The sequence below is a fragment of the Streptomyces sp. NPDC006529 genome, assembly GCF_040611795.1.
Classification (GTDB): domain Bacteria; phylum Actinomycetota; class Actinomycetes; order Streptomycetales; family Streptomycetaceae; genus Streptomyces.
This window is the reverse complement of record NZ_JBEXPB010000016.1, coordinates 41,012-62,959: the sequence shown is the minus strand read 5'-3', so window position 1 is coordinate 62,959 and position 21,948 is coordinate 41,012. Positions and strand designations below refer to the sequence as shown.

Genomic DNA, 21,948 nt, shown 5'->3' with positions numbered 1-21,948 from the left:
ACCCTGGAGGCGGTCTCCGCCGACGGCTCCTTGCTGCACGTCGAGGTGCACGGCGAGGAGGGCGCCCCGGCGGTGGTCCTGGCCCACGGCTGGACCTGCTCCACCGCGTTCTGGGCCGCGCAGATCCGCGCCCTGGCCGCCACCCACCGGGTGATCGCCTACGACCAGCGGGGCCACGGCCGCAGCCCGGCCGCCTCCGCCTACGCCGTCGACTCCCTCGCCGACGACCTGATCGCGGTCCTGGAGGCCACCTTGGCCCCCGGGGAGCGGGCGGTGGTCGCCGGGCACTCCATGGGCGGGATGACCGTCATGTCCGCCGCCGGGCGGCCCGGGTTCGACGAGCGGGCCGCCGCCGTCCTGCTGTGCAGCACGGGCAGTTCCCGGCTGGTCGCGGAGGCGCTCGTGCTGCCGCTGCGCGCCGGGCGCATCCGGACCCGGATGACCAGCGCGGTTCTCGGCTCGCGCGCCCCCCTGGGGCCGGTCACGCCGGTGGCCCGGAAGGTGCTGAAGTACGCCACGATGGGCCCGGGTTCGGCTCCCGACCGGGTCGAGGCCTGTGCCCGTATCGTGCACGGCTGCCCCACCGGGGCCCGGCACGGGTGGTCCCGGGTGCTGGCCGGGCTGGACCTGGACGACCGGCTCGCCCGCCTCACCGCGCCCACCGCCGTCATCGCGGGCACGGCCGACCGGCTCACCCCCGTGGTGCACGCCCGGGCGCTCGCCGCCTCGCTCCCGCACTGCGTCGGGCTCACGGAGCTGGCCGGCATGGGCCACATGACCCCGATCGAGGCCCCCGAGGCCGTCACCCGGGTCATCCGGGAACTGGCCGGGCAGCACCTCCCGCCGGTCGGCGCGACCGGCACCGGCACCGGGGCCGCGACCACCGCCCCTCCCACCCCCACCACGAAGGAGACGACCCCGTGAGCGAGCGCAGGAGTCTGGAAGGCCAGGTCGCCGTCGTCACCGGCGCCGCCCGCGGCGTCGGCGAGCTGCTCGCCCGCAAGCTGTCCGCGCGCGGGGCGCGCGTCGCGCTGGTGGGCCTGGAGCCGGAGGCCCTCAAGGAGGTCTCCGAGCGGCTGCACACCGACAGCGACCACTGGTACGCAGACGTCACCGACCACGAGGCGATGGCCCGGGTGGCCCAGGAGGTCAAGCAGCGCTTCGGCAAGGTCGACATCGTCGTCGCCAACGCCGGGGTCGCGGCGGGCGGACCGTTCGCCGACTCCGACCCGGACGCCTGGCGCCGGGTGATCGAGGTCAACCTGATCGGCGGGGCCGTCACGGCCCGCGCCTTCCTGCCGGTGCTGACGGAGAGCCGGGGGTACTTCCTCCAGATCGCCTCGCTCGCCGCGATCACCCCGGCGCCGATGATGACGGCGTACTGCGCGTCCAAGTCCGGCGTCGAGGCCTTCGCGCACTGCCTGCGCGCCGAGGTCGGCTACAAGGGCGTCAAGGTGGGCGTCGGCTACCTCTCCTGGACCGACACCGACATGGTGCGGGGCGCCGACCGGGACGAGGTCATGCGGGAACTGCGCCAGCGGCTGCCGTGGCCGTCGAACCGCACGTACCCGCTGGGGCCCGCGGTCGACCGGATCGTCGCCGGGATCGAGCGGCGCTCGGCGCACGTGTACGCGCAGTGGTGGCTGCGCGGGATGCAGGGCGTGCGCGGCTACCTGCCGGGGGTGATCGCCGCCGTCGGGCAGCGCGAGATGAAGCGGTTCGAGCCGCGGCTGGCCGGTGTCTCCAGGGGGCTCGTGGGCGCGGGCGGAGCCGCGGACGAGCGCGAACGCGACGCCAAGCGCGCGTAGCCGTAGTCGCAGGGCGACAGGAGGGGCGCGACCCGCGGACGGACGGGTCGCGCCTGCCTCAGCCGGTGGGGGCCGCGGTCATCTCCCGGAGGGCTCGTCGTAGGGCTGGTCGAACGAGGTGCGCGCCCGCTCCCTCGCCCGTTCCCGTGCCTGGTCCGAGGCCTCGCGCGCCCGCTCCGAGGCCTCGTCGCGCTGCCCCTGGGCGGCCGCCGCGGCCTTCTCGGCCAGCTCCTTCGCCTTGTCCTGGAACTGCTCTCTGATTCCCATGCGCACAGACTTCCACGTGCGGATATTCCTCGCATTTCGATCAGTTGCGGTCAGTCGTCGGACCTCGGCGGCAGCTTCGGGCGGCGCCGGTCGGGGACGTCCGCGTAGCCGGGCGGCACGGCCGCCGGGTCCTGTTCCAGCAGCTCCAGCGCCAGGTGCACCGCGTCGTCGAGCTGCACGTGCCGCCCCTCCGCCCAGTCGAGCGGGGTGCGCAGCATCGCCAGGTCCGGCTCCACGCCGTGGTTCTCGACCGACCAGCCGTACTCGGGGAACCAGGCGGCGTTCATCGGCACCGTGATCACCGTGCCGTCGCCCAGGGTGTGACGGCCGGTCATGCCGACGACCCCGCCCCAGGTGCGCTGGCCCACCACCGGTCCCAGGCCCAGGAGTTTGAAGGCCGCGGTGATCATGTCGCCGTCCGAGGAGGTGGCCTCGTCGGCCAGGGCGACGATCGGGCCGCGCGGCGCGTTCGAGGCGTACGAGACGGGCTGGGCGTTGCGGGTCAGGTCCCAGCCCAGGATCGAGCGGGTGAGCTTCTCCACGACCAGTTCGCTGATGTGCCCGCCCGCGTTGCCGCGCACGTCGACGAGCAGGGCGGGCCGCGAGACCTCCAGGCGCAGGTCCCGGTTGAACTGGGCCCAGCCGGAGCCGCCCATGTCCGGGATGTGCAGGTAGCCGCACTGGCCGCCGCTCATTTCGCGGACCACCTCCCGGCGCTTGGCCACCCAGTCCTGGTAGCGCAGCGGCCGTTCGTCGACGAGGGGGACGATCGCCACGCGGCGCGCGCCGCCCTCGCCCTCGGCGGGCCGGAAGGTCAGCTCGACCGTGGTCCCGCCCGCCGCCGACAGCAGCGGGTAGGGGCCGGCCACCGGGTCCACCGGCCGCCCGTCCACATGGGTGAGCACCGCGCCCTCGCGGATCCCGGTGCCCGCCAGGGGGGAGCGGGCCTTGGAGTCGGAGGAGTCGCCGGGCAGGATCCGGGCGACCACCCAGGCGCCGTCGCGGGGCACCAGGTTGGCGCCCAGCAGCCCGATGGCGCGCTGGTAGTGCGGGGGGCCCTCGTTGCGGCGCGCGGGGGAGACGTAGGCGTGCGAGGTGCCCAGCTCGCCGAGGACCTCGCGCAGCAGGTCGGCGAACTCGTCGGGGGAGGCGACCCGTTCGACCAGCGGGCGGTACTGGCGCAGGACGCCGTCCCAGTCGATCCCGCACATCCCCGGTTCCCAGAAGTAGGCGCGGATGATCCGCCCGGCCTCCTCGAAGGCCTGGCGCCACTCGGCGGCCGGGTCCACCTCGTGCAGGATCCGCCGCAGGTCGAGGTAGACCGTCGAGTCGCTGTCCCCGGACTCGGTCGCCGGTACGGCGCGCAGGTCCCCGTCGTCGTTGACGACGAGCCGGGACCCGTCGCCGCTGACCGCGAACCAGTCGAGCCCGGCGGCCAGTTCGGTCTTGCGGGCCTTGGTGATGTCGAAGTGCTCCAGCGTCGGTTTGCCGCTGGTGTCGGCGGGGTTGGCGAAGGTTTCGCCGAGCGCGCCGGAGATGGGCCAGCGCAGCCACACCAGGCCGCCCCCGCTCACCGGGTACAGCGCGGAGTACTTGGAGGCGGTCACCGGGAAGGGTGTCACCCGGCTCTCCAGGCCCTCCACCTCGACCGTCACCGCACCGTCCCCCGTGTCGGCGTCCCCCTCCACCGGATCCAGGCCGCCCGCCGCCGGGCGCCCGTCCGCGGACAGGGCGAAGGGCGAGGGGGTCGCCGAGGACAGCGGCACCAGGTAGGGGCGGCAGCCCAGCGGGAAGGACAGGTCCCCGGTGTGCACGTCGTAGACCGGGTCGAAACCGCGCCACGACAGGAACGCCAGATAGCGGCCGTCCCGGGTGAAGACCGGGTTCTCGTCCTCGAAGCGGCCGTTGGTGACGTCGACGACCGTCGGCCCGCCGGGCCCGGAGATCCGCGCCATCTTGATCTGCCGCAGCGAACGCCCGATCCCCGGGTGCGACCAGGTCAGCCAGCATCCGTCGGGGGAGAAGGCCAGGTCGGTCACCGGCCCGTTGGTGGAGCGGATCAGCTCGGTGACCTCCCCGTCGGACTCGTCCGTCGCGTCGATCAGCAGGAGCCGGCCGTCGTGGGAGGCGATCGCGAGCCGCTCCCCGTCCGGGTCCGCGACCAGCTCCAGTACGCGCCCCAGCGCGCCCGAGGCCAGCCGCCGCGGCTCGCGCTCCCCGCTGGCCCGGGGCAGGTAGGCGATCTCGACCGCGTCCTCGCCCTCCGCGTCCGTGACGTAGGCGACCTGCCCGCCGCTGCCCAGCATCTCCGGCATCCGCACCCGCACGCCCGGGGTGTCGGCGATGGTCCGCGCGGGCCCGTCGCGGTGGGTCAGCCAGTACAGGCTGCCGCGCACCACGACGGCGCTGGCCCGCCCGGTGGAGTCCACCGACAGGGAGTCCACGTGACTGGCCGCCGCGACCTGGTACGTACGCCGCCCCGCACGCGGTCCGCCCAGGCGCACCTCCAGCTTGCGCGGTACGGCGCCGGGCGCGAGGGAGTCGACGAGCCACAGGTCGCCCGCGCACTGGTAGACGACGCGGGTGCCGTCGCTGGAGGCGTGCCGTGCGTAGAACTCGGCGTGGTCGGTGTGCCGGCGCAGGCCGCTGCCGTCGGGCAGGCAGGAGTACAGGTTGCCGACGCCCTCGTGGTCGGAGAGGAAGGCGATCCGGCCGCCCACGAACATCGGGGCGTCGAGGTGGCCCTCGATGCCCTCCAGCAGCCGCTCGCCGTGCAGCCACAGCCGCCCGGTGGCGCCGCCGCGGTAGCGCTTCCAGGCGGCGGGCTCGTGCGGGGGCTTGCCGGTCAGCAGCAGGGTCCGGCGCTCGCCGTCCTCCGCTTCCTGGACGGCGATGTCGGAGACCGGGCCCCAGGGCAGCCGGCCGCCGGGGCTGCCGTCGGTGGGCAGGCGGTAGGCCCATGAGAAGTAGGAGAAGGGCTGGCCGTGAGAGGAGACCGCCAGGATGTCGCTGCGGCCGTCCTTGTCGGGCGGGGTCCAGCCGCACACCCGGGTGTCGGTGGAGCCCCAGTGGCTCAGCCGGCGGGCGGGGCCGCCGTCGACCGGCGCGAGGTGGATCTCCGGGTCGAGGCTGCGCCAGGTGGTGAAGGCGATGTGGCGGCCGTCGGGGGAGAAGCGGGGGTGCCCGACCCGGGTCCGGTCGACGGTGAGCCGCCAGGCGCGGCCGACCGGTTCTCCAGGAGGAACCAAGGGCGCCACCCAAAGATCGTCCTCAGTGGCGAAACACAGCATGTCGTCGTGCAGGTGCGGGAACCGGAGGTACGCGACGTCGTGACTCACCCCCCAATGCTTTCCGCGCCGGGGGGTGCGGGCAACTCGGACCGCGCATCTCGTACAGGTGAACCGGCGTGACACATGACACGCCCCGAACGAAACGGAACGGTTTCGTTTCGTTAGCCGCGCCGGTATCGTCGGGGGAGTACGCACCGCATCCGTTCGGGAAGCGACCGGTGGAAGGGACGTGGAAATGACCGAAGAGGTCTTGTCACGGCGCAGCCGGATCACCCCCGAGCGGGAGGCCGAGCTGCACGGGGCGGTCCTGGACCTGCTCCGCGAGGTCGGCTACGAAGCACTGACGATGGACGCGGTCGCGGCCCGCACCAAGTCCAGCAAGGCCACCCTCTACCGCCAGTGGGGGAGCAAGCCGGAGCTGGTCGCCAAGGCCCTGCGATGTACCCAGCCGGTCTCGCTGCGGGACATCGACACGGGCAGCCTGCGCGGCGATTTCGCCCTGATGGTCGAGCACTCCGACGACGACCAGATGGCGAAGGACACCGCGCTGATGCGCGGCCTCGCGCACGCCGTCCACGAAAGCCCCGAACTCCACAAGGCACTGCGCGACCTGCTGGTCGACCCGGAGCTCAACGGGCTCCAGGTGATGCTGCGGCGCTCGGTGGACCGGGGCGAGATCGCCGCCGACTGTCCCGCGCTCGACTTCGTACCCCACATGCTCATCGGGGCGTTCATCGCGCTCCCGCTGATCGAGGACCGGTCGGTGGACCGGGCCTTCCTCGGCCAGTTCATCGATGCCGTGGTCTTCCCCGCCCTCGGCGTCTGAGTTCCGCTTCTCGGCCCTTTCGACCCTTTTTTGCTGCTCCTGACACGCCGCTCTCGTCGTCGGGCCGGCTCCTCACGCCCTGATCCATCCCGGATCCATCCCACGACCCGAACGGGAGAACCGCCGACGTGGCCACCTTCCTCTACCGGCTCGGCCGGGGCGCCTTCCGGCGCCGCCGCTTCGTCGCCCTCGCCTGGGTGGCGCTGCTCTTCGTCGCCATATTCGGCGCGGCGTCCGCCTCCGCGCCCACCTCCGGATCGTTCTCGATACCCGGAACGGAGGCCCAGAAGGCCTTCGACCTGCTCGATCAGCGCTTCCCGGGCATGGCCGCCGACGGCGCCACCGCCCGCGTCGTGATCAAGGCCCCGGCGGGCCGGAAGGTCACCGACCCCGGCGTCAAGACCGAGGTCGAGAAGATCGTCTCCGGTCTGAAGTCCGGCGCCGGCGCCGACCAGATCGCCTCGGTCGCGGACCCGTACCAGACCCAGGCCACCAGCCAGGACGGCTCCACCGCCTACATCAGCGCGAAGTACAAGGTCAGCGGCATGGAGCTGACCGACAAGACCCGCGACGCGCTGAAGGAGTCCGGCAAGGACGCCCAGGCGCACGGGCTGACCGTCGAGATCGGCGGCGACGCGCTCATGGCGGCGCCCGAGACCGGCTCCGGCGAGATCATCGGCATCGTCATCGCCGCGATCGTCCTGGTCATCACCTTCGGCTCGCTGATCGCGGCCGGACTGCCGCTGCTGACCGCGCTGATCGGCGTCGGGATCGGCGTCTCCTCCATCACCGCGCTCGCCAACGTGCTCGACCTCGGCTCCACCACCTCCACGCTCGCGATGATGATCGGCCTCGCGGTCGGCATCGACTACGCGCTCTTCATCGTCTCCCGCTACCGCGCGGAGCTGGCCGAGGGCCACGCCCGGGACGAGGCCGCCGGACGGGCCGCCGGAACCGCTGGTTCCGCTGTCGTCTTCGCCGGTCTGACCGTGGTCATCGCCCTCGTGGGGCTGGCCGTCGTCAACATCCCGATGCTGAGCAAGATGGGCTTCGCGGCCGCCGGCACCGTCGTCATCGCGGTCCTCGTGGCGCTGACCCTGGTCCCCGCCATCCTCGGCTTCGCGGGCCGCAAGGTGCTGCCCGCCGGTACGAAGAGCAAGCTCTTCGGCAAGGGCCGCGCGCCCCGCACGGGCAAGGACGGCAACCCCGAGGAGCGGCCGAACGGCGGCACCCGCTGGGCCCGCTTCGTCCTGCGCCGCCCGGTCATGGTGCTGCTGGTCGGCGTGATCGGCCTCGGCACGATCGCGATCCCGGCGAGCAGCCTGGAGATGGGCCTCCCGGACGACGGCGCCCAGCCCGTCTCCACCACCCAGCGCAAGGCGTACGACCTGCTCTCCGACGGCTTCGGGCCGGGCTTCAACGGCCCGCTGATGGTCGTGGTCAACGGCGGGCAGAGCCTCGCCGACAGCACCGCCGACCGGATCAAGAAGCTCGACGGCGTCGTCGCGGTCACCAAGCCCGCACTCAACGAGGCCGCCGACGCCGCGGTGATCACGGTGATCCCGGAGGACCGCCCGTCCTCCAAGAAGACCGAGGACCTCGTCCACGAGATCCGCGGGGGCAACGGCGAGAACGTCTACGTCACCGGCGCGACCGCGATGAACATCGACTTCTCGCAGAAGATGAACGACGCGCTGCTGCCGTACCTGGCGCTCGTCGTCGGCCTCGCGTTCCTGCTGCTGATGCTGGTCTTCCGCTCGGTGCTGGTCCCGCTCAAGGCGGCCCTCGGCTTCCTGCTGTCGGTCGTCGCGGCCCTCGGCGCGGTCGTCGCGGTCTTCCAGTGGGGCTGGCTCGGCTCGCTCTTCGGCGTGGAGCAGACCGGTCCGATCATGTCGATGATGCCGATCTTCATGGTGGGCGTCGTCTTCGGTCTGGCCATGGACTACGAGGTCTTCCTGGTCACCCGGATGCGCGAGGCGTACGTCCACGGCGAGCGCCCGGGCCAGGCCGTCGTGACCGGCTTCCAGTACAGCGCGCGGGTCGTCGTGGCCGCCGCCGTCATCATGATCGCGGTGTTCTCCGGCTTCATCGGGGCCAGCGAGCAGATGGTCAAGATGATCGGCTTCGGCCTCGCGGTCGCGGTGTTCTTCGACGCCTTCGTGGTCCGCATGGCCATCGTCCCGGCGGTCCTGGCCCTGCTCGGCCACAAGGCCTGGTGGCTGCCCCGCTGGCTGGACCGGATCCTGCCCGACGTGGACGTGGAGGGCGAGAGCCTGCGCAAGCACCTCGCCGCCAGGAGCGCCGCCGAGGGCCCGGACGCCGACCGCGAGCTGGTCAAGGTCTGAGCTGCGCGCTGCTGCTGTACGGGCCCGGCCCCGCACCCCCCGTCCAGGGGGTGCGGGGCCGGGCCCGTTTCCGTGCGGCCGTTCGGGGCCCGATTCCGTGGGGGGCCGGTACGGCTACCGGGTGAGGGTCCCGTACGTACGGCGCAGGAAGCGGCGCAGCCCCGCGATGTCGAACTGGATCACCGCGACCCCCTCGGGAGAGTGGAACTCGACGATCGCCTGCACCCGGCCGCACGGCCAGACGCGGATGTCGCCGGTGCCGGTCGGGGCCTGGAGGCCGGCCTCCAGCAGGGCCCGGGGGAAGACCCACTCGTTCTCCGTGCCCTCGGGAGAGAGGTCCGGGGGGAAGACGATCCGCACGGCCAGGGGCTCGTCGGGGCTGAAGCGCAGGGCGACCGGAATCTTCCGGTAGAGGGGATCGTCGCTGATGACACGGGCGGTGGCGCGCACCTCGACGGCGCGGGCGACGGTGGCCGTGGGGGGATTGTCGGCGGTGGCAGACATCGACCGGTCTCCTCTAAAGCTGGACAAATGCGTCCTTATTCACCCCAGAGTCGCATATTCCGACGAACGCGCGAGGCGCTTTTTGTGACGGGAGCGCTCTTGCCAACGATTTGCAAGTGGGCACTATTCTTGAACGGTTAAAGACCTCGACCCTTCACCGCAGGAAGCGGAGCAGCCCCCATGCATGTGCCCGACGGCTTCATCAACGCCCCCGTCTCGATAGCAGCCGGAGTCGTCGCCGCGGGCGCCGTCGCCGTGAGCCTGCGGGGCGCCCGCAAGGAACTGGACGAGCGCACCGCGCCGCTCGCCGGTCTCGTTGCCGCCTTCATCTTCTCCGTCCAGATGCTCAACTTCCCGGTCGCGGCCGGCACCAGCGGCCACCTCCTGGGCGGGGCGCTCGCCGCGGTCCTCGTCGGGCCCTACACGGGGGTGCTCTGCGTCTCGGTGGTCCTGCTCATGCAGGGCCTCCTCTTCGCCGACGGCGGCCTGACCGCCCTCGGCGTCAACGTCGTGAACATGGCCGTGGTGACCGTGATCGTCGCCTACGCCGTCTTCCGCGCCCTGCTCAAGGTCCTCCCGGACACCCGGCGCTCCGTGACCGCCGCCGCCTTCACCGGCGCGCTCCTCTCGGTGCCCGCCGCCGCCGGCATGTTCACGCTCCTCTACGCCCTCGGCGGCACCACCGACGTGTCCACCGGCAAGGTCTTCACCGCCATGGTCGGCGTCCACGTCCTCATCGGCATCGGCGAGGCCGCCATCACCGCCCTCACCGTGGGCGCCGTACTCGCCGTCCGCCCCGACCTCGTCCACGGCGCGCACGGCCTGGCCACCCCGCTCAAGCTCCGCGTGGACGGCCGCCTGGTCGACGCGCCCGCCGCCCCGGCCCGGGTCCCGGCCGCCGCGCGCGCCACCCGCCCGGCCCGCGCGGTGTGGGCGACCGGCCTGGTCACCGCCCTGCTGCTGGCCGGGTTCGCCTCCTACTACGCCTCCGCCAGCCCCGACGGCCTGGAGAAGGTCGCCGCCGACCAGGGCATCGACCGGAAGGTCACCGAGCACGCCGCCGCCGACTCCCCGCTCGCCGACTACGGCGTCAAGGACGTCGACGACGCCCGCCTCTCCGGCGGCCTGGCCGGGGTCATCGGCGTCGGCGCGACCATCGCGGTCGGCTCCGGCGTCTTCTGGGCCGTCCGCCGCCGCCGCGCGGACGACCGTACGGACGCACCCGCCGTCGCGGCGCACTGACATGGGCGCCGGCCACGCCCACACGCTCTACCGGCAGGGGCGCACCGCGGTCCACGCGCTGCCGCCGCACTGCAAGCTCGCCGCCGCCTTCTGCTTCGTCCTGGTCGTCGTGTCCACCCCCCGCGAGGCGGTGTGGGCCTTCGCCATGTACGCCCTCCTGCTCGCCGGGGTCGCCGCGGCGGCCCGGATCCCCGCCGGGTTCCTCCTCAAGCGGATGCTGATCGAGGTGCCGTTCGTCGCCTTCGCCGTCCTGATGCCCTTCGTGGCCGAAGGCGAGCGGGTCGACGTCCTCGGCATGTCGCTCAGCGTCTCGGGCCTGTGGGGCGCCTGGAACGTCCTGGCCAAGGGCACCCTCGGCGTCGCCGCGTCCGTCCTGCTCGCCTCCACCACCGAACTGCGCGCCCTGCTGCTCGGCCTCCAGCAGCTCAGGCTGCCGCCCCTGCTCGTCCAGATCGCCTCGTTCATGATCCGCTACGGCGACGTGATCAGCGACGAGCTGCGCCGGATGTCGATCGCCCGCCGCTCCCGCGGCTTCGAGGCGCGCGGCGTGCGCCACTGGGGCGTCCTCGCCAAGACCGCGGGAGCCCTCTTCATCCGCTCCTACGAACGCGGCGAGCGCGTCTACCTGGCGATGGTCAGCCGCGGCTACGCCGGCTCCATGCCGGTGATCGACGAGGTCACCGCCACCCGCGCCCAATGGGCCCGCGCCGCCGCACTGCCGGTGGCGGCCCTGGCCGTCTGCCTGCTGGGATGGACCCTGTGACCTCTCCGATGGGATGGACCCCGTGACCACACCCCCGACCGCCCCGTCCCTGGACGTGTCCGGGCTCGCCTACGCCTACCCCGACGGGCACCAGGCCCTCTTCGGCGTCGACCTGACCGTCGCGCGGGGAGAGCGCGTCGCGCTGCTCGGACCCAACGGCGCGGGCAAGACCACCCTCGTCCTGCACCTCAACGGGATCCTGACCGGCGGCGTCGGCACCGTCACCGTCGCCGGGCTGCCCGTGGAGAAGCGGAACTTCGCCGAGATCCGGCGCCGGGTCGGGATCGTCTTCCAGGACCCCGACGACCAGCTCTTCATGCCGACCGTCCGCGAGGACGTCGCCTTCGGGCCGGCCGCCGCAGGCCTGCGCGGGGACGTGCTGGAGGCCCGGGTGCGCGGCGCCCTGGAACGGGTCGGCATGGCCGACTTCGCCGACCGTCCCCCGCACCACCTCTCCTTCGGGCAGCGCCGCCGGGTCGCCGTCGCGACCGTCCTCGCCATGGAACCGGAGATCCTGGTCCTCGACGAGCCGTCCTCGAACCTCGACCCGGCCTCGCGGCGCGAACTGGCCGACATCCTGCGCTCCCTGGACGTCACCGTCCTGATGGTCACCCACGACCTGCCCTACGCCCTCGAACTGTGCTCCCGCGCCGTGATCCTCAGCGAAGGGGTCATCGCCGCCGACGGACGCACCCAGGACCTGCTGTGCGACGAGACGCTGATGCGGGCGCACCGGCTGGAGCTGCCGTTCGGCTTCGACCCCCGGTCCGTGTCCGTGGCATAAGCACCGATCCCCGGGTGTTGCACCGCTCGTGAACATTCAGGGTGAGGTGGCGGACGGCTACGAGCCGGTCCGGGAGGCCTTCGTACGCAACTTCGAGGCGCTCGGGGACCGGGGCGCGGCCGTCGCCGTCTACCGCGACGGCCGCAAGGTCGTCGACCTGTGGGGCGGGGTGCGGGACGCGGACGCGAAGGGCCCGGACGCGGCGCCCTGGGAACGGGACACCGCGCAGATCGTCCGCTCCGCCACCAAGGGCTTCGCCGCCGCCGTCCCGCTGCTGCTGCACCAGCGGGGGCTGCTCGACCTCGACGCGCCCGTCGCGGCGTACTGGCCCGAGTTCAAGACGGGCGGCAAGGAGCGGGCCCTGGTCCGCGACGTGCTCGCGCACCGCGCCGGGATACCGGCCCTGGACCGGCCGCTGAGCCCCGCGCAGGCCGCCGACGGGATCTCCGGGCCGCGCGCGGTCGCCGCACAGCCGGCCTCCTGGGAGCCCGGCACCGCGCACGGCTACCACCCGCACACCTTCGGCTGGCTGCTGGGCGAGCTGGTCCTGCGGGTCACCGGGGCCTCGCTGGGCAACTGGCTGGCCGAGGAGGTCACCGGGCCGCTCGGCCTCGACTTCCGGATCGGGGTGCCGGCGGATGCGGCGGGGCGGGTGGGGCGCGTGGCCGCCGTCGAGGCCCCGCCGGCCACCGGCGCCCTGAAGACCCGGCCCAAGCGGGAGGTCGCCGAGGCCTACGCCGACCCCGGGTCGCTGACCCGGCGCGCGTTCGGCGCGATCGGCCCGGCGCCGGACGAGAACGACCCCGGCTACCGGGCCGCGGAGCTCCCCGGCTCCAACGGGATCGGCACCGCCCGGGCGCTGGCCGGGTTCTACGCCGCCACGCTCGGCGACGTCGAGGGGGCGGGGCGGCGGCTGTTCACGCCGCGGACGCTGGCGCTGGCGGGGCGGGAGCTGTCCGGCGGGGCCGACCGGGTGCTGGTGGTCGGCACGCGCTTCGGGCCCGGGTACATGCTGCACGGGCCGGCGTCGCCGCTGCTGTCCCCGGCCTCCTTCGGCCACCCCGGCCGCGGCGGATCCCTCGGCTTCGCGGACCCCGAGTCCGGCCTCGCCCTCGGCTACGTCACCAACACCCTGACCCCCTCGGTCACCGCCGACCCCCGAGCCCAATCCCTCCTCCGCGCCCTCCGCACCACCCTGTAGGGACCGCGGCCCGCGCCTCAAACGCCGGCGGGGCTGGGCCAGTGACCCCCGGGGCCGGGTCATTCACCGCCTGCCCGCGGGGCTGAGTGGCGTCCCCCGAGGTGGGGCATTCCCAGCCCGCCCGGCGTTTGAGGGCCCGCCGGAGGCGACCGGGGCGCTGCCCGGGCCCGCGCCTCAATCGCCGGCGGGGCTGGGATGGTCCATCGGGGCCGCGTCTGCCCGCCGGGCCGGGTTCGGGGGCGGCCCGCGCCGCGCCTCAAGCGCCGGCGGGGCTGGGTATGGCCGACGTGGGGTGGGGCATTTCCAGCCTGCCCGGCGTTTGAGGGCCCGCCGGAGGCGACCGGGGCGCTGCCCGGGCCCGCGCCTCAATCGCCGACGGGGCTGGGATGGTCCATCGGGGCCGCGTCTGCCCGCCGGGCCGGGGTCGGGGGCGGCCCGCGCCGCGCCTCAAACGCCGGCGGGGCTGGATGTGGTCCGGCGGGACTGATGGGTGTCCCGCCGGGGCTGCGGGCGCCGGCCGAGCCGAGGCCGGCCGGGGTTACGGGACCAGGGAAGGTCCCGCCCCCGGGGTCAGCCCGCCTTCAGGACGCGGGCTACCAAAGGGCCCGCCGCGTCGGAGCCGTGGCCGCCGGACTGGACCATGGCGGCGGCGGCCACGTCATCGCTGAAGCCGGTGAACCAGCTGTCCGGGCTCCCCGCACCGTCGACCTCCGCCGACCCCGTCTTCGCCCCCTTGTCGCCGCCGACCGACGCCATCACCCCGGCCGCCGTGCCCGCCGTCGCGGTCTGGCGCATCATCTGCGTCAGCTGCCGCGAGGTGCCCGGCTTCATCTGCCGCTCGGCCCGCGCCAGCACCCGCTCTCCCACGCCCTCCGCGATGATCACCGGCTGCCGGAAGACCCCCGTCCGCGCCGTCGCCGTGACGGAGGCGACGTTCAGCGGACTCATCCGGATCCGGCCCTGGCCGATGTACTCGGCCGCCGCCTCGGGACCCACCGCATCCGGCACGTCGCCGTCGAAGACCGTGAAGCCCGCCTTCCACTCCAGCCCCAGCCCGAAGACCTGTCGCGCCTCGTCCGCCAGCGCCGACTCGTCGCCCACGGCCTTCATCTGGCCGATGAAGGCCGTGTTGCAGGACTTGGCGAAGCTGGTCGCGAAGCTCGCACCCTTCAGCTCCATGTTCTCCAGGTTGTGGAAGGAACGGCCGCCCCCCGACACCGTCTTCGGACACTCCACCGTCTTGTCCGCGCTCACCACCCCCCGGTTGATCAGCATCGAGGCCGTCACGATCTTCATCGTGGAGCCCGGCGCCCGGGTGCCCTGGACGGCAGCGTCGAAGCCGTCCGCCCGGTGGTTGGCGACCGCCAGGATGTGCCCCGTGCTCGGCTGGAGCGCGACCACCGAGGACTCCGGGTACGCGGCGACCGCCTTCTCGGCGGCCTCCTGCACGCCCGCGTCGAGCACCGTCTTCAGCAGGCCCGGCTTCCCTTCCGCCAGCGTCAGCAGAACCCGCTTCGGGGCGTCCGGCGCGGCCGGCTCGATCCACGTCTCGACGCCCGGGGTGCCGCCCGCCGTCGGACCGTACGTCTTGCGCAGCTGCTCCAGGACCGGCTTCAGCGACGGGTACTTCTGCGCCGTCAGCTCCACGCCGTCGCGGTCGACCGCCTTGACCGGCGGGGCCACGGGCGCGCCCGTCCGCAGCTTCTCGTCCTTCCGCAGCTGCGGGTGCAGGATGCCGGGCTGCCAGTCGACCAGCGCCTTGCCGGTGGTCAGCCCGCGGACCACCGTCAGCCGGGACTCGTAGGCCAGCGGCTTGGTGACCCCGTCGTAGGTCACCTCGGCCGCCACCGTGAACGGCACCGTGGTCCCCGTCGCCGTACCGGGCGTGATGACGGCCTTCGAGACGAACGCCTTCGTCCTGAACTCGCCCACCGCACCCTGCGCGACGGCCGGATTGTTCGTCAGGTCCGCCGCGGCCCGCTCGTCCCCCGCGGCCCAGGCCGCCAGGAACGCCCGGGCCGCCTCGGCCGTCTCCTTGCCGTCGGGCGGCCCCGTCCGCCGCTCCGCCCGGCTCTGCGTCCCGCCCCCGGAACCACCCCCGGACCCCTCGCCGACCAGCGCGTACGCCCCGTACCCCGCCGCGCCGACCATCGTCAGGAACACCCCGCCGACGATGGCACCCTTCGCCGCCCCGTTCATACAGCCCCCTCCCCAGGAGTCACCTCTGTCTGAACATGTTCAGCGCGCTACACCCAGGTGTCCAGCCACATCCGGCCCCGCCAGGAGTCCATGGGGATCGACTGGCCGGTATAGAGGGGCCAGAAGTAGATGAAGTTCCACACGATCAGCAGGACCAGGACGCCCGCCCCGATCGCCCCGAGCGCCCGCCGCCGCTCCGACGATCCGGCCGGGCCCAGCAGCGCGCCGATCATCATGGCCACCGCCAGGCACAGGTACGGCACGAAGACGACCGCGTAGAAGTAGAAGATCGTCCGCTCCTGGTAGTTGAACCAGGGCAGCAGACCCGCGGCCAGCGCGCACACGATCGCGCCCGCCCGCCAGTCGCGGCGCAGCAGCCAGCGCCACAGCACGTACAGCAGCGCGAAGCAGCCCGCCCACCACAGCAGCGGGGTGCCCATCGCCAGCACCTCGCGCGCGCACTTGCCCGCCGCGGTCGCCGGGCAGCCGTCGGTGCCGGGCGCGGGGGACTCGTAGTAGAAGGAGACCGGACGGCCGAGGACCAGCCAGCTCCAGGGGTTGGACTGGTAGGTGTGGCCCGAGGTCAGGCCCACGTGGAAGTTGTAGACCTCCGTCTCGTAGTGCCACAGGCTGCGCAGCCACTCCGGCAGGAACGACAGCGAACTGCCCTGGTCCTGCGTCCGCGCCCAGTCGCGGAAGTAGCCGCCCTTGCCGTTGTCCGGGCTCAGGATCCAGCCCGTCCACGAGGCGACGTACACCGCCACCGCCACCGGCACGGTGGAGAGGAACCCGGGCAGCGCGTCGCGGCGCAGCATCGCCGCGTACGGGGCGCCCGCACCGGCGACGCGGCGCGCGGCGGCGTCCCACAGCACCGTCAGCACCCCGAAGAAGGCCAGCACGATCAGGCCGTTCCACTTGGTGCCGAAGGCCAGGCCGAGACAGACGCCCGCGAGGAGCCGGTACGGGCGCCACCCCAGCCGCAGCGTCTCGGCGATCAGCGGATCCGGCCGGGTGCGTCCCTCGTCGTCCGTCGGCAGCGCCGCCGCGAGTCTGGCCCGGGTCTTGTCCCGGTCGATCAGCAGTGCCCCGAACGCGGCCAGCACGAAGAACATCAGCACCAGGTCGAGGAGCGCGTTGCGGCTCATCACCAGGTGCAGCCCGTCCACCGCCATCAGCGCGCCCGCGAGGCACCCGAGGAAGGTGGAGCGCAGCAGCCGCCGCCCGATCCGGCACAGCATCAGCACGGACAGGGTGCCGAGCAGCGCGGTCATGAACCGCCAGCCGAAGGGGTCGAAGCCGAACATCCACTCGCCGAGCCCGATCACCCACTTGCCGACCGGCGGGTGCACGACGTAACCCGGGTCGGTCGGCAGCACCACCCCGTCGGGGTTCGCCAGGATCGACTTGTCGATTTCCTTGGGCCAGTTCGCCTCGTAGCCCTGCCGGATCGTCGCCCAGGCGTCCTTCGCGTAGTACGTCTCGTCGAATATCACCGCCCTCGGGCTGCCCAGGTGCACGAACCGCAGCACCCCGGCCACCAGCGCCACCAGCAGCGGACCCGCCCACGCCAGCACCCGCAGCACCGTCGCCGTCGCCGAGGCGGGCACCCCGAGCGCCGTCCACAGCGCCACCGACGGCTGCGCGTACGGCGGCACCAGCCGGCTGCGGACATCGGCGCGCGGCCCCGCGCTCCGCGGACTCCACGCGCCCGCCGTCCCCGCGCCGGGCGGCACGTAGCCGAAGCCGCGCAGGCGGCGCAGCCAGGTCGGCGGCTCGTTCTCGCCGTCGCCGGGCGGCGCGGGCGGGGCCCCCGCGGGGCTGGGTTGCGGCGTCGCGGTACTGGTCACCGGGTCATCGTAGGGAACAGCCCTGTGGGAACCCCAGCGCCGGGGCCGTCGGGGCCGGCCGGGGCACCGGGCTGAGAGGATGTGCGGGTGACCACTGCGCAGCCCCGAGGTACCGAAGCCGCCCACCCGACCACCGACCCGGCGGGTGTGCTCGTCCTCGCCGGCACCCCGATCGGGGATCTCGCGGACGCCCCGCCCCGGCTCGCCACCGAACTGGAACGCGCCGACGTGATCGCCGCCGAGGACACCCGGCGGCTGCGCCGGCTGACCCAGGGCCTCGGCGTGCACACCACCGGGCGCGTCCTGTCGTACTTCGAGGGCAACGAATCCGCGCGCACCCCCGAACTGGTCGAGGCCCTGCTCGCCGGGTCCCGGGTGCTGCTCGTCACCGACGCGGGCATGCCCTCGGTGTCCGACCCCGGCTACCGGCTGGTCGCCGCCGCGGTGGAGAAGGACATCAAGGTCACGGCCGTCCCCGGGCCGTCCGCCGTGCTCACCGCCCTGGCCATGTCCGGTCTGCCCGTGGACCGGTTCTGCTTCGAGGGCTTCCTGCCGCGCAAGGCGGGCGAACGCCTGGGCCGCCTGCGCGAGGTCGAGGGGGAGCGCCGCACCCTCGTCTACTTCGAGGCCCCGCACCGCCTCGACGACACCCTCGCCGCGATGGCCGAGGTCTTCGGCCCCGACCGCCGGGCCGCCGTCTGCCGCGAACTGACCAAGACCTACGAAGAGGTCAAGCGCGGCGGCCTCGGTGCGCTCGCCGAATGGGCCGCCGAGGGCGTACGTGGCGAAATCACGGTGGTCGTCGAAGGCGCGCCCGCCGCGGTGCCCGGCGACGTGGACGCCGAGGAGCTGGTGCGCAGGGTGCGGGTGCGCGAGGAGGCGGGGGAGAGGCGCAAGGAGGCCATCGCCGCGGTCGCCGCCGAGGCCGGGCTACCCAAGCGCGAGGTGTTCGACGCGGTCGTCGCGGCAAAGAATGCGGCACAAAAGGTGCCGTAAGTCGGTAAAGAGCTAGGCTGAAAAGCAAAGCTCAGACCGCGCAAAGGGCGCTTTGGGCATGCTTGGCCCAAAGGCCGTCCAACACTGGACAGGGCCTGATGCGCTCCCGCCGGAACAGGCGTCCACTGGTCAAGGAACCACCAGCGGACCAGAGGAGCTGGCATGAGTGAGATCGCAGACACCCCGCTCGCCGCGGCCGCGCCGGTCGCGCCCGCACCGATCGTCGCCGCCGCCGCCAGAACCGCCATCCCCGAACGGACCGCCCACGAGGCCTACTCCTTCGCGTGCATGAAGTGCGGGTACGGCTGGGAGCAGGCGTACGAGATCGAACACCACGTGGACGGCCGCGGCCAGCCGTTCATCGTCTACACGGTCGAGGGCGGCGAACGGGTCCCCTCCCCGCTGTCCAACCCCACCTGCATGAACTGCGGTGGGCACGTGGTGCGGATCATGCGGGAGGGGCAGGTCTCCTCCGTCCTCGGCATGCTCGACCAGCTCTACCACCACCGGGTCGCGCCCGGGATCGCCGGTCCCGTCCCGGCCGGAGCCGACGGCCCGCGCCGCCAGAAGGCACCGCGGATGCCGAAACCGCGCAAGACGTCCCGGCTGCACGACGCGCCCGGGCCGGTGGCGATCGACCCGGACGCGCGGGACGAGAGCGACGGCGGCGGCCTGCTGGGGCGCATGTGGCGGCGGATGCGCGGGGTCTGAGGGAGCGGGGCCGCGCGGGTGCGGGGCCCTGGCGGCTTGGGGCCGTGGGGGCTGCTGGATCGTGCGGCCGTCCGAGGCCCGAGCCGGTCATAAGATCGGTCCCATGAGCGCCAGCCCCGCCAGCCCGTCCAGCCCCCGCCGCAAAGACGACGACCGGGACACCCCGCCGCCGCTCCCGGAACCCCTCCGGGTCGCGGTGGCGGACTCCCACACCCACCTCGACATGCAGAGCGGCACGGTCGAGGAGGCCCTGCGCAAGGCCGCCTCGGTGGGCGTCACCACCGTCGTCCAGGTCGGCTGCGACGTGAAGGGTTCCCGCTGGGCCGCCGAGACCGCCGCCGCGTACGAGAACGTCCACGCAGCCGTCGCCCTTCACCCGAACGAAGCCCCCCGCATCGTCCACGGCGACCCGGACGGCTGGTCCCGCCAGGGGGCCCGGCCCGGCGGCGGCGACTCCGCCCTCGACGACGCCCTCGCCGAGATCGAGGCGCTGGCCGCCCTCCCGCACGTCAAGGCGGTCGGCGAGACCGGCCTCGACCACTTCCGCACGGGCCCCGAGGGCATGGCCGCGCAGGAGCGTTCCTTCCGGGCCCACATCGAGATCGCCAAGCGCCTCGGCAAGGCCCTGGTCATCCACGACCGCGAGGCCCACGCCGACGTGCTGCGCGTGCTCCGCGAGGAGGGCGCCCCCGAGCGCACCGTCTTCCACTGCTACTCCGGCGACGCCGAGATGGCCCGCGAGTGCGCGGCCGCCGGGTACTACATGTCCTTCGCCGGGACCGTCACCTTCAAGAACGCGGCGGCGCTGCGCGAAGCCGTCGCGGTGGCCCCGGCCGAACTGCTGCTCGTCGAGACGGACGCGCCGTACCTGACCCCCGCGCCCTACCGCGGCCGGCCGAACGCGCCGTACCTGATCCCGCTCACCGTCCGGGCGATGGCCGCGGCCCGCGGCACCGACGAGGACTCCATGGCGACGGCGCTGGCGGCGAACACGGCGCGGGCCTTCGCCTACTGACGCCCCCGCCCCGCGTGCGACGGACGCCCTCCGGCGACACGCTGCGTAGTCCTGCGGCTTTGTTGCGTGACGGACGCTCCGCTAGGGTGCCGTGCCCGAACCAACGGGAGCGGTACCGGACCAGTGGAGCGAGCGTCGTGAGCGATACCCAGGGCAGCCACCGCCGTGGCGGCCGGGACCAGCCGGCCGCCCCCGCCGCCGCACCGGAGGCGGGCTCCGCCCCCGACGACCGGGACCCCGCCGTCCCGGGCCCCCGCGCCGGGGACCGCCGCGCCGCGCGCCGCCGCAAGACGGAGGCCGCCACGGGCCGCCGCGCCCGCGGCCGCACCCCGGCCCCGCCCCCCGCGCCCGTCGGCGCCCCCGCCCGCCCCCCGGCACAAGCCGCCGACCCGGCCTGGGGGGAGCCGTACGGGGAGGGCGCGGGGGGTGCGGACACCTACGCGGGACCGGACCCGGCCCCGGGCGCGTACGCCGACCCGGGGGCCTCCTACGCGCCGCCGGCCCCCTTCCCGGGCGCGGACCACGCCTTCGCGTCATCGGACCACGGCTTCGCGTCAGCGGACCATGCCTACGCGCCAGCGGACCACGCCTACCCCGACCCCGGCCCGTACGCCCCGGAGGACCACGGGGCCGGATCCCCGCTCCCCTGGCCCCGCCCGGAGTCCCTGAGCGGCCTGGGCGCCCCCGACCTCGCCGACGCATTGGGTGCCCCTTGGCCGGACGCCGCCCCGGACGCCGCCCCGGACACCGCCCCCGGCGGCGGCCGGGTGGTCCCCTGGCCCGCGTCGTGGCCCGGACCGGACGCGCCGGACCACCCCGCCCCCGGCCCGCCCGAGACGCTCCTGCTCCCGGCCCCCGCCCTCCCGGGTGACGGGGGTCCGGCGCCCGCGCCCCGGCCCGGGCCGGGCGGCGACGGCGGGTCCCGGCGCGGCGGACGCGGCGGGGCCGCCACGGCGACCCGCACGCGCCGGGGCACCAAGGCCGGCCGAGGCGCCGCCGGCTGGCGCCGGATCGTCCCGCAGGCCCTGGTCGTCGCCTTTCTCGCGGGCGGCACCTCCGCCTTCGTCGCCGCCGACAAGGCGGTCCGCCTCACCGTGGACGGCGTACCCCGCACCCTGCACACCTTCGCCGACGACGTCGACGAACTGCTGCGGGCCGAGGGCCTGGGCGTCGGCGCCCACGACCTCGTCGCCCCCGCCCCGGCCACCGCCCTCGACGACGGCGACGAGATCATCGTCCGCTACGGCCGCCCCCTGCGGCTCACCCTCGACGGCCGGTCCCGCCAGGTGTGGACCACCGCCGCCACCGTGGACGGCGCACTGCGCCAGCTCGGCATCCGCGCGGAGGGCGCGTACCTCTCGGCCCCCCGCACCACCCCCGTCCCGCGCGGCGGACTGACCCTGAACGTACGGACCGAACGCAGCGTCACCTTCATGGCCGACGGCCGCGAACGCACCATCCGCACCAACGCCGCCACCGTCCAGGAGGCCCTGGAACAGGCCGGCATCACCCTCCACGCGCAGGACACCACCTCCGTGCCGCCCGCCTCCTTCCCCCGCGACGGCCAGACCGTCACCGTCCTGCGCATCACCGGGACCCGCGAGGTCCGCGAGGAGCGCATCCCGTACGAGGTGGAGCGGGTCAAGGACCCGGACCAGTTCGCCGGCACCGAAGTGGTCGAGCGGGCCGGCCGCCCCGGCGCCCGCCGGGTCACCTACAGCCTGCGCACCGTCAACGGCGTCCGCCAGAAACCCCGCCGGATCGCCGAGGAGGTCCTGCGCGAGCCCGTCTCGCAGGTGGTCAAGGTAGGCACCCGCCCGCTGCCCAGCTCGGTCGCCGGCGCGGACGGCCTGGACTGGGCGGCCCTGGCCCGGTGCGAGTCCGGCGGCCGCCCCGCCGCCACCGACGCCTCCGGCACCTACGGCGGCCTCTACCAGTTCGACGTCCAGACCTGGCAGAGCCTCGGCGGCACCGGCCGCCCGCAGGAAGCGCCGGGCACGGAGCAGACGTACCGGGCCAAGAAGCTCTACGTGCAGCGGGGGGCGAGTCCGTGGCCCCACTGCGGCCGTAGGCTTTACCGGTGAGCACCGCAGAGCACGACACCGCAGAGCACGGCAACGAGCACCAGGACGGCACGACCGGGGACCAGG

At 74.0% G+C, this 21,948-nt stretch carries 17 protein-coding genes; 12 read left to right on the top strand and 5 right to left on the bottom strand.

Features of this window, described 5'->3' with window-relative positions:
- Positions 1-3: 3 nt before the first annotated feature.
- Both ABZY31_RS14640 and ABZY31_RS14635 read left to right on the top strand, forming a co-directional pair.
- On the top strand, positions 4-924 hold the full coding sequence (locus tag ABZY31_RS14640; RefSeq protein WP_356409535.1) for an alpha/beta hydrolase: 921 nt from the start codon (positions 4-6) through the stop codon (positions 922-924).
- Positions 921-1,808, top strand: coding sequence for an SDR family oxidoreductase (locus tag ABZY31_RS14635; RefSeq protein ID WP_356409403.1), 888 nt, complete (start codon positions 921-923; stop codon positions 1,806-1,808). Before ABZY31_RS14640 ends, ABZY31_RS14635 begins: the two co-directional genes overlap by 4 nt.
- A gap of 78 nt (positions 1,809-1,886) precedes the next feature.
- Here the strand turns inward: ABZY31_RS14635 and ABZY31_RS14630 are convergent, their stop codons facing one another.
- On the bottom strand, positions 1,887-2,075 hold the full coding sequence (locus ABZY31_RS14630) for a hypothetical protein (RefSeq protein WP_356409400.1): 189 nt from the start codon (positions 2,073-2,075) through the stop codon (positions 1,887-1,889).
- Between the two features lie 50 nt (positions 2,076-2,125).
- Positions 2,126-5,413, bottom strand: a complete 3,288-nt coding sequence (locus ABZY31_RS14625) for a S41 family peptidase (RefSeq protein ID WP_356409397.1) — start codon at positions 5,411-5,413, stop codon at positions 2,126-2,128.
- 187 nt (positions 5,414-5,600) lie between these two features.
- On the opposite strand from ABZY31_RS14625, the gene ABZY31_RS14620 reads away from it, so the two are divergent.
- Together ABZY31_RS14620 and ABZY31_RS14615 are read left to right on the top strand one after the other, a co-directional pair.
- Positions 5,601-6,191, top strand: coding sequence for a TetR/AcrR family transcriptional regulator (locus tag ABZY31_RS14620; protein ID WP_356409394.1), 591 nt, complete (start codon positions 5,601-5,603; stop codon positions 6,189-6,191).
- A gap of 128 nt (positions 6,192-6,319) precedes the next feature.
- Positions 6,320-8,536 carry an MMPL family transporter gene (locus tag ABZY31_RS14615; RefSeq protein WP_356409391.1) on the top strand — a complete coding sequence of 739 codons (2,217 nt, stop codon included), beginning with the start codon at positions 6,320-6,322 and terminating at the stop codon, positions 8,534-8,536.
- 114 nt (positions 8,537-8,650) lie between these two features.
- Here ABZY31_RS14615 and ABZY31_RS14610 read toward each other — a convergent pair whose 3' ends face one another.
- Positions 8,651-9,040 (bottom strand): SsgA family sporulation/cell division regulator, encoded by a 390-nt coding sequence (locus tag ABZY31_RS14610; protein WP_356409389.1) that lies wholly within the window; start codon positions 9,038-9,040, stop codon positions 8,651-8,653.
- 180 nt (positions 9,041-9,220) lie between these two features.
- On the opposite strand from ABZY31_RS14610, the gene ABZY31_RS14605 reads away from it, so the two are divergent.
- Genes ABZY31_RS14605 through ABZY31_RS14590 form a run of 4 tightly spaced genes read left to right on the top strand, consistent with a single transcriptional unit; the run spans position 9,221 to position 13,030 of the window.
- Positions 9,221-10,282: an energy-coupling factor ABC transporter permease gene (locus ABZY31_RS14605; protein ID WP_356409386.1), complete on the top strand. Its 1,062-nt coding sequence runs from the start codon at positions 9,221-9,223 to the stop codon at positions 10,280-10,282.
- A 1-nt stretch (position 10,283) separates the two neighbouring features.
- Positions 10,284-11,045 carry a cobalt ECF transporter T component CbiQ gene (gene cbiQ, locus ABZY31_RS14600; RefSeq protein ID WP_356409383.1) on the top strand — a complete coding sequence of 254 codons (762 nt, stop codon included), beginning with the start codon at positions 10,284-10,286 and terminating at the stop codon, positions 11,043-11,045.
- Positions 11,046-11,058: 13 nt separating this feature from the next.
- Positions 11,059-11,829: an ABC transporter ATP-binding protein gene (locus tag ABZY31_RS14595; RefSeq protein WP_356409380.1), complete on the top strand. Its 771-nt coding sequence runs from the start codon at positions 11,059-11,061 to the stop codon at positions 11,827-11,829.
- A 28-nt stretch (positions 11,830-11,857) separates the two neighbouring features.
- The gene (locus ABZY31_RS14590) at positions 11,858-13,030 is read left to right on the top strand and encodes a serine hydrolase domain-containing protein (protein WP_356409378.1); all 1,173 of its coding nucleotides are present in this window, start codon (positions 11,858-11,860) and stop codon (positions 13,028-13,030) included.
- A gap of 570 nt (positions 13,031-13,600) precedes the next feature.
- On the opposite strand, the gene ABZY31_RS14585 is transcribed toward ABZY31_RS14590, so the two are convergent.
- Together ABZY31_RS14585 and ABZY31_RS14580 are read right to left on the bottom strand one after the other, a co-directional pair.
- On the bottom strand, positions 13,601-15,229 hold the full coding sequence (locus ABZY31_RS14585) for a penicillin-binding transpeptidase domain-containing protein (RefSeq protein WP_356409375.1): 1,629 nt from the start codon (positions 15,227-15,229) through the stop codon (positions 13,601-13,603).
- A 47-nt stretch (positions 15,230-15,276) separates the two neighbouring features.
- The gene (locus ABZY31_RS14580; protein WP_356409372.1) at positions 15,277-17,076 is read right to left on the bottom strand and encodes a phospholipid carrier-dependent glycosyltransferase; all 1,800 of its coding nucleotides are present in this window, start codon (positions 17,074-17,076) and stop codon (positions 15,277-15,279) included.
- Between the two features lie 147 nt (positions 17,077-17,223).
- On the opposite strand from ABZY31_RS14580, the gene rsmI reads away from it, so the two are divergent.
- The 4 genes from rsmI to ABZY31_RS14560 all read left to right on the top strand — a co-directional run bounded on the left by rsmI (position 17,224) and on the right by ABZY31_RS14560 (position 21,882).
- Entirely contained in the window at positions 17,224-18,072 is an 849-nt protein-coding gene (rsmI, locus tag ABZY31_RS14575) for a 16S rRNA (cytidine(1402)-2'-O)-methyltransferase (protein ID WP_356409532.1), read from the top strand.
- A gap of 288 nt (positions 18,073-18,360) precedes the next feature.
- Complete coding sequence (locus ABZY31_RS14570; RefSeq protein ID WP_356409530.1) at positions 18,361-18,783, top strand: hypothetical protein; 423 nt, start codon at positions 18,361-18,363, stop codon at positions 18,781-18,783.
- A 103-nt stretch (positions 18,784-18,886) separates the two neighbouring features.
- The gene (locus tag ABZY31_RS14565; protein ID WP_356409370.1) at positions 18,887-19,798 is read left to right on the top strand and encodes a TatD family hydrolase; all 912 of its coding nucleotides are present in this window, start codon (positions 18,887-18,889) and stop codon (positions 19,796-19,798) included.
- A gap of 842 nt (positions 19,799-20,640) precedes the next feature.
- Positions 20,641-21,882: a ubiquitin-like domain-containing protein gene (locus ABZY31_RS14560; RefSeq protein WP_356409527.1), complete on the top strand. Its 1,242-nt coding sequence runs from the start codon at positions 20,641-20,643 to the stop codon at positions 21,880-21,882.
- Positions 21,883-21,948 lie beyond the last annotated feature (66 nt).

Bases quoted from the DNA above. Each gene is read 5' to 3' on its own strand.
- ABZY31_RS14630 (WP_356409400.1), bottom strand. From the start codon at position 2,075: ATGGGAATCAGAGAGCAGTTCCAGGACAAGGCGAAGGAGCTGGCCGAG.
- ABZY31_RS14620 (WP_356409394.1), top strand. From the start codon at position 5,601: ATGACCGAAGAGGTCTTGTCACGGCGCAGCCGGATCACCCCCGAGCGG.
- ABZY31_RS14610 (WP_356409389.1), bottom strand. From the start codon at position 9,040: ATGTCTGCCACCGCCGACAATCCCCCCACGGCCACCGTCGCCCGCGCC.
- ABZY31_RS14605 (WP_356409386.1), top strand. From the start codon at position 9,221: ATGCATGTGCCCGACGGCTTCATCAACGCCCCCGTCTCGATAGCAGCC.
- cbiQ (WP_356409383.1), top strand. From the start codon at position 10,284: ATGGGCGCCGGCCACGCCCACACGCTCTACCGGCAGGGGCGCACCGCG.
- ABZY31_RS14595 (WP_356409380.1), top strand. From the start codon at position 11,059: ATGGACCCCGTGACCACACCCCCGACCGCCCCGTCCCTGGACGTGTCC.
- ABZY31_RS14585 (WP_356409375.1), bottom strand. From the start codon at position 15,229: ATGAACGGGGCGGCGAAGGGTGCCATCGTCGGCGGGGTGTTCCTGACG.
- ABZY31_RS14570 (WP_356409530.1), top strand. From the start codon at position 18,361: ATGAAGTGCGGGTACGGCTGGGAGCAGGCGTACGAGATCGAACACCAC.
- ABZY31_RS14565 (WP_356409370.1), top strand. From the start codon at position 18,887: ATGAGCGCCAGCCCCGCCAGCCCGTCCAGCCCCCGCCGCAAAGACGAC.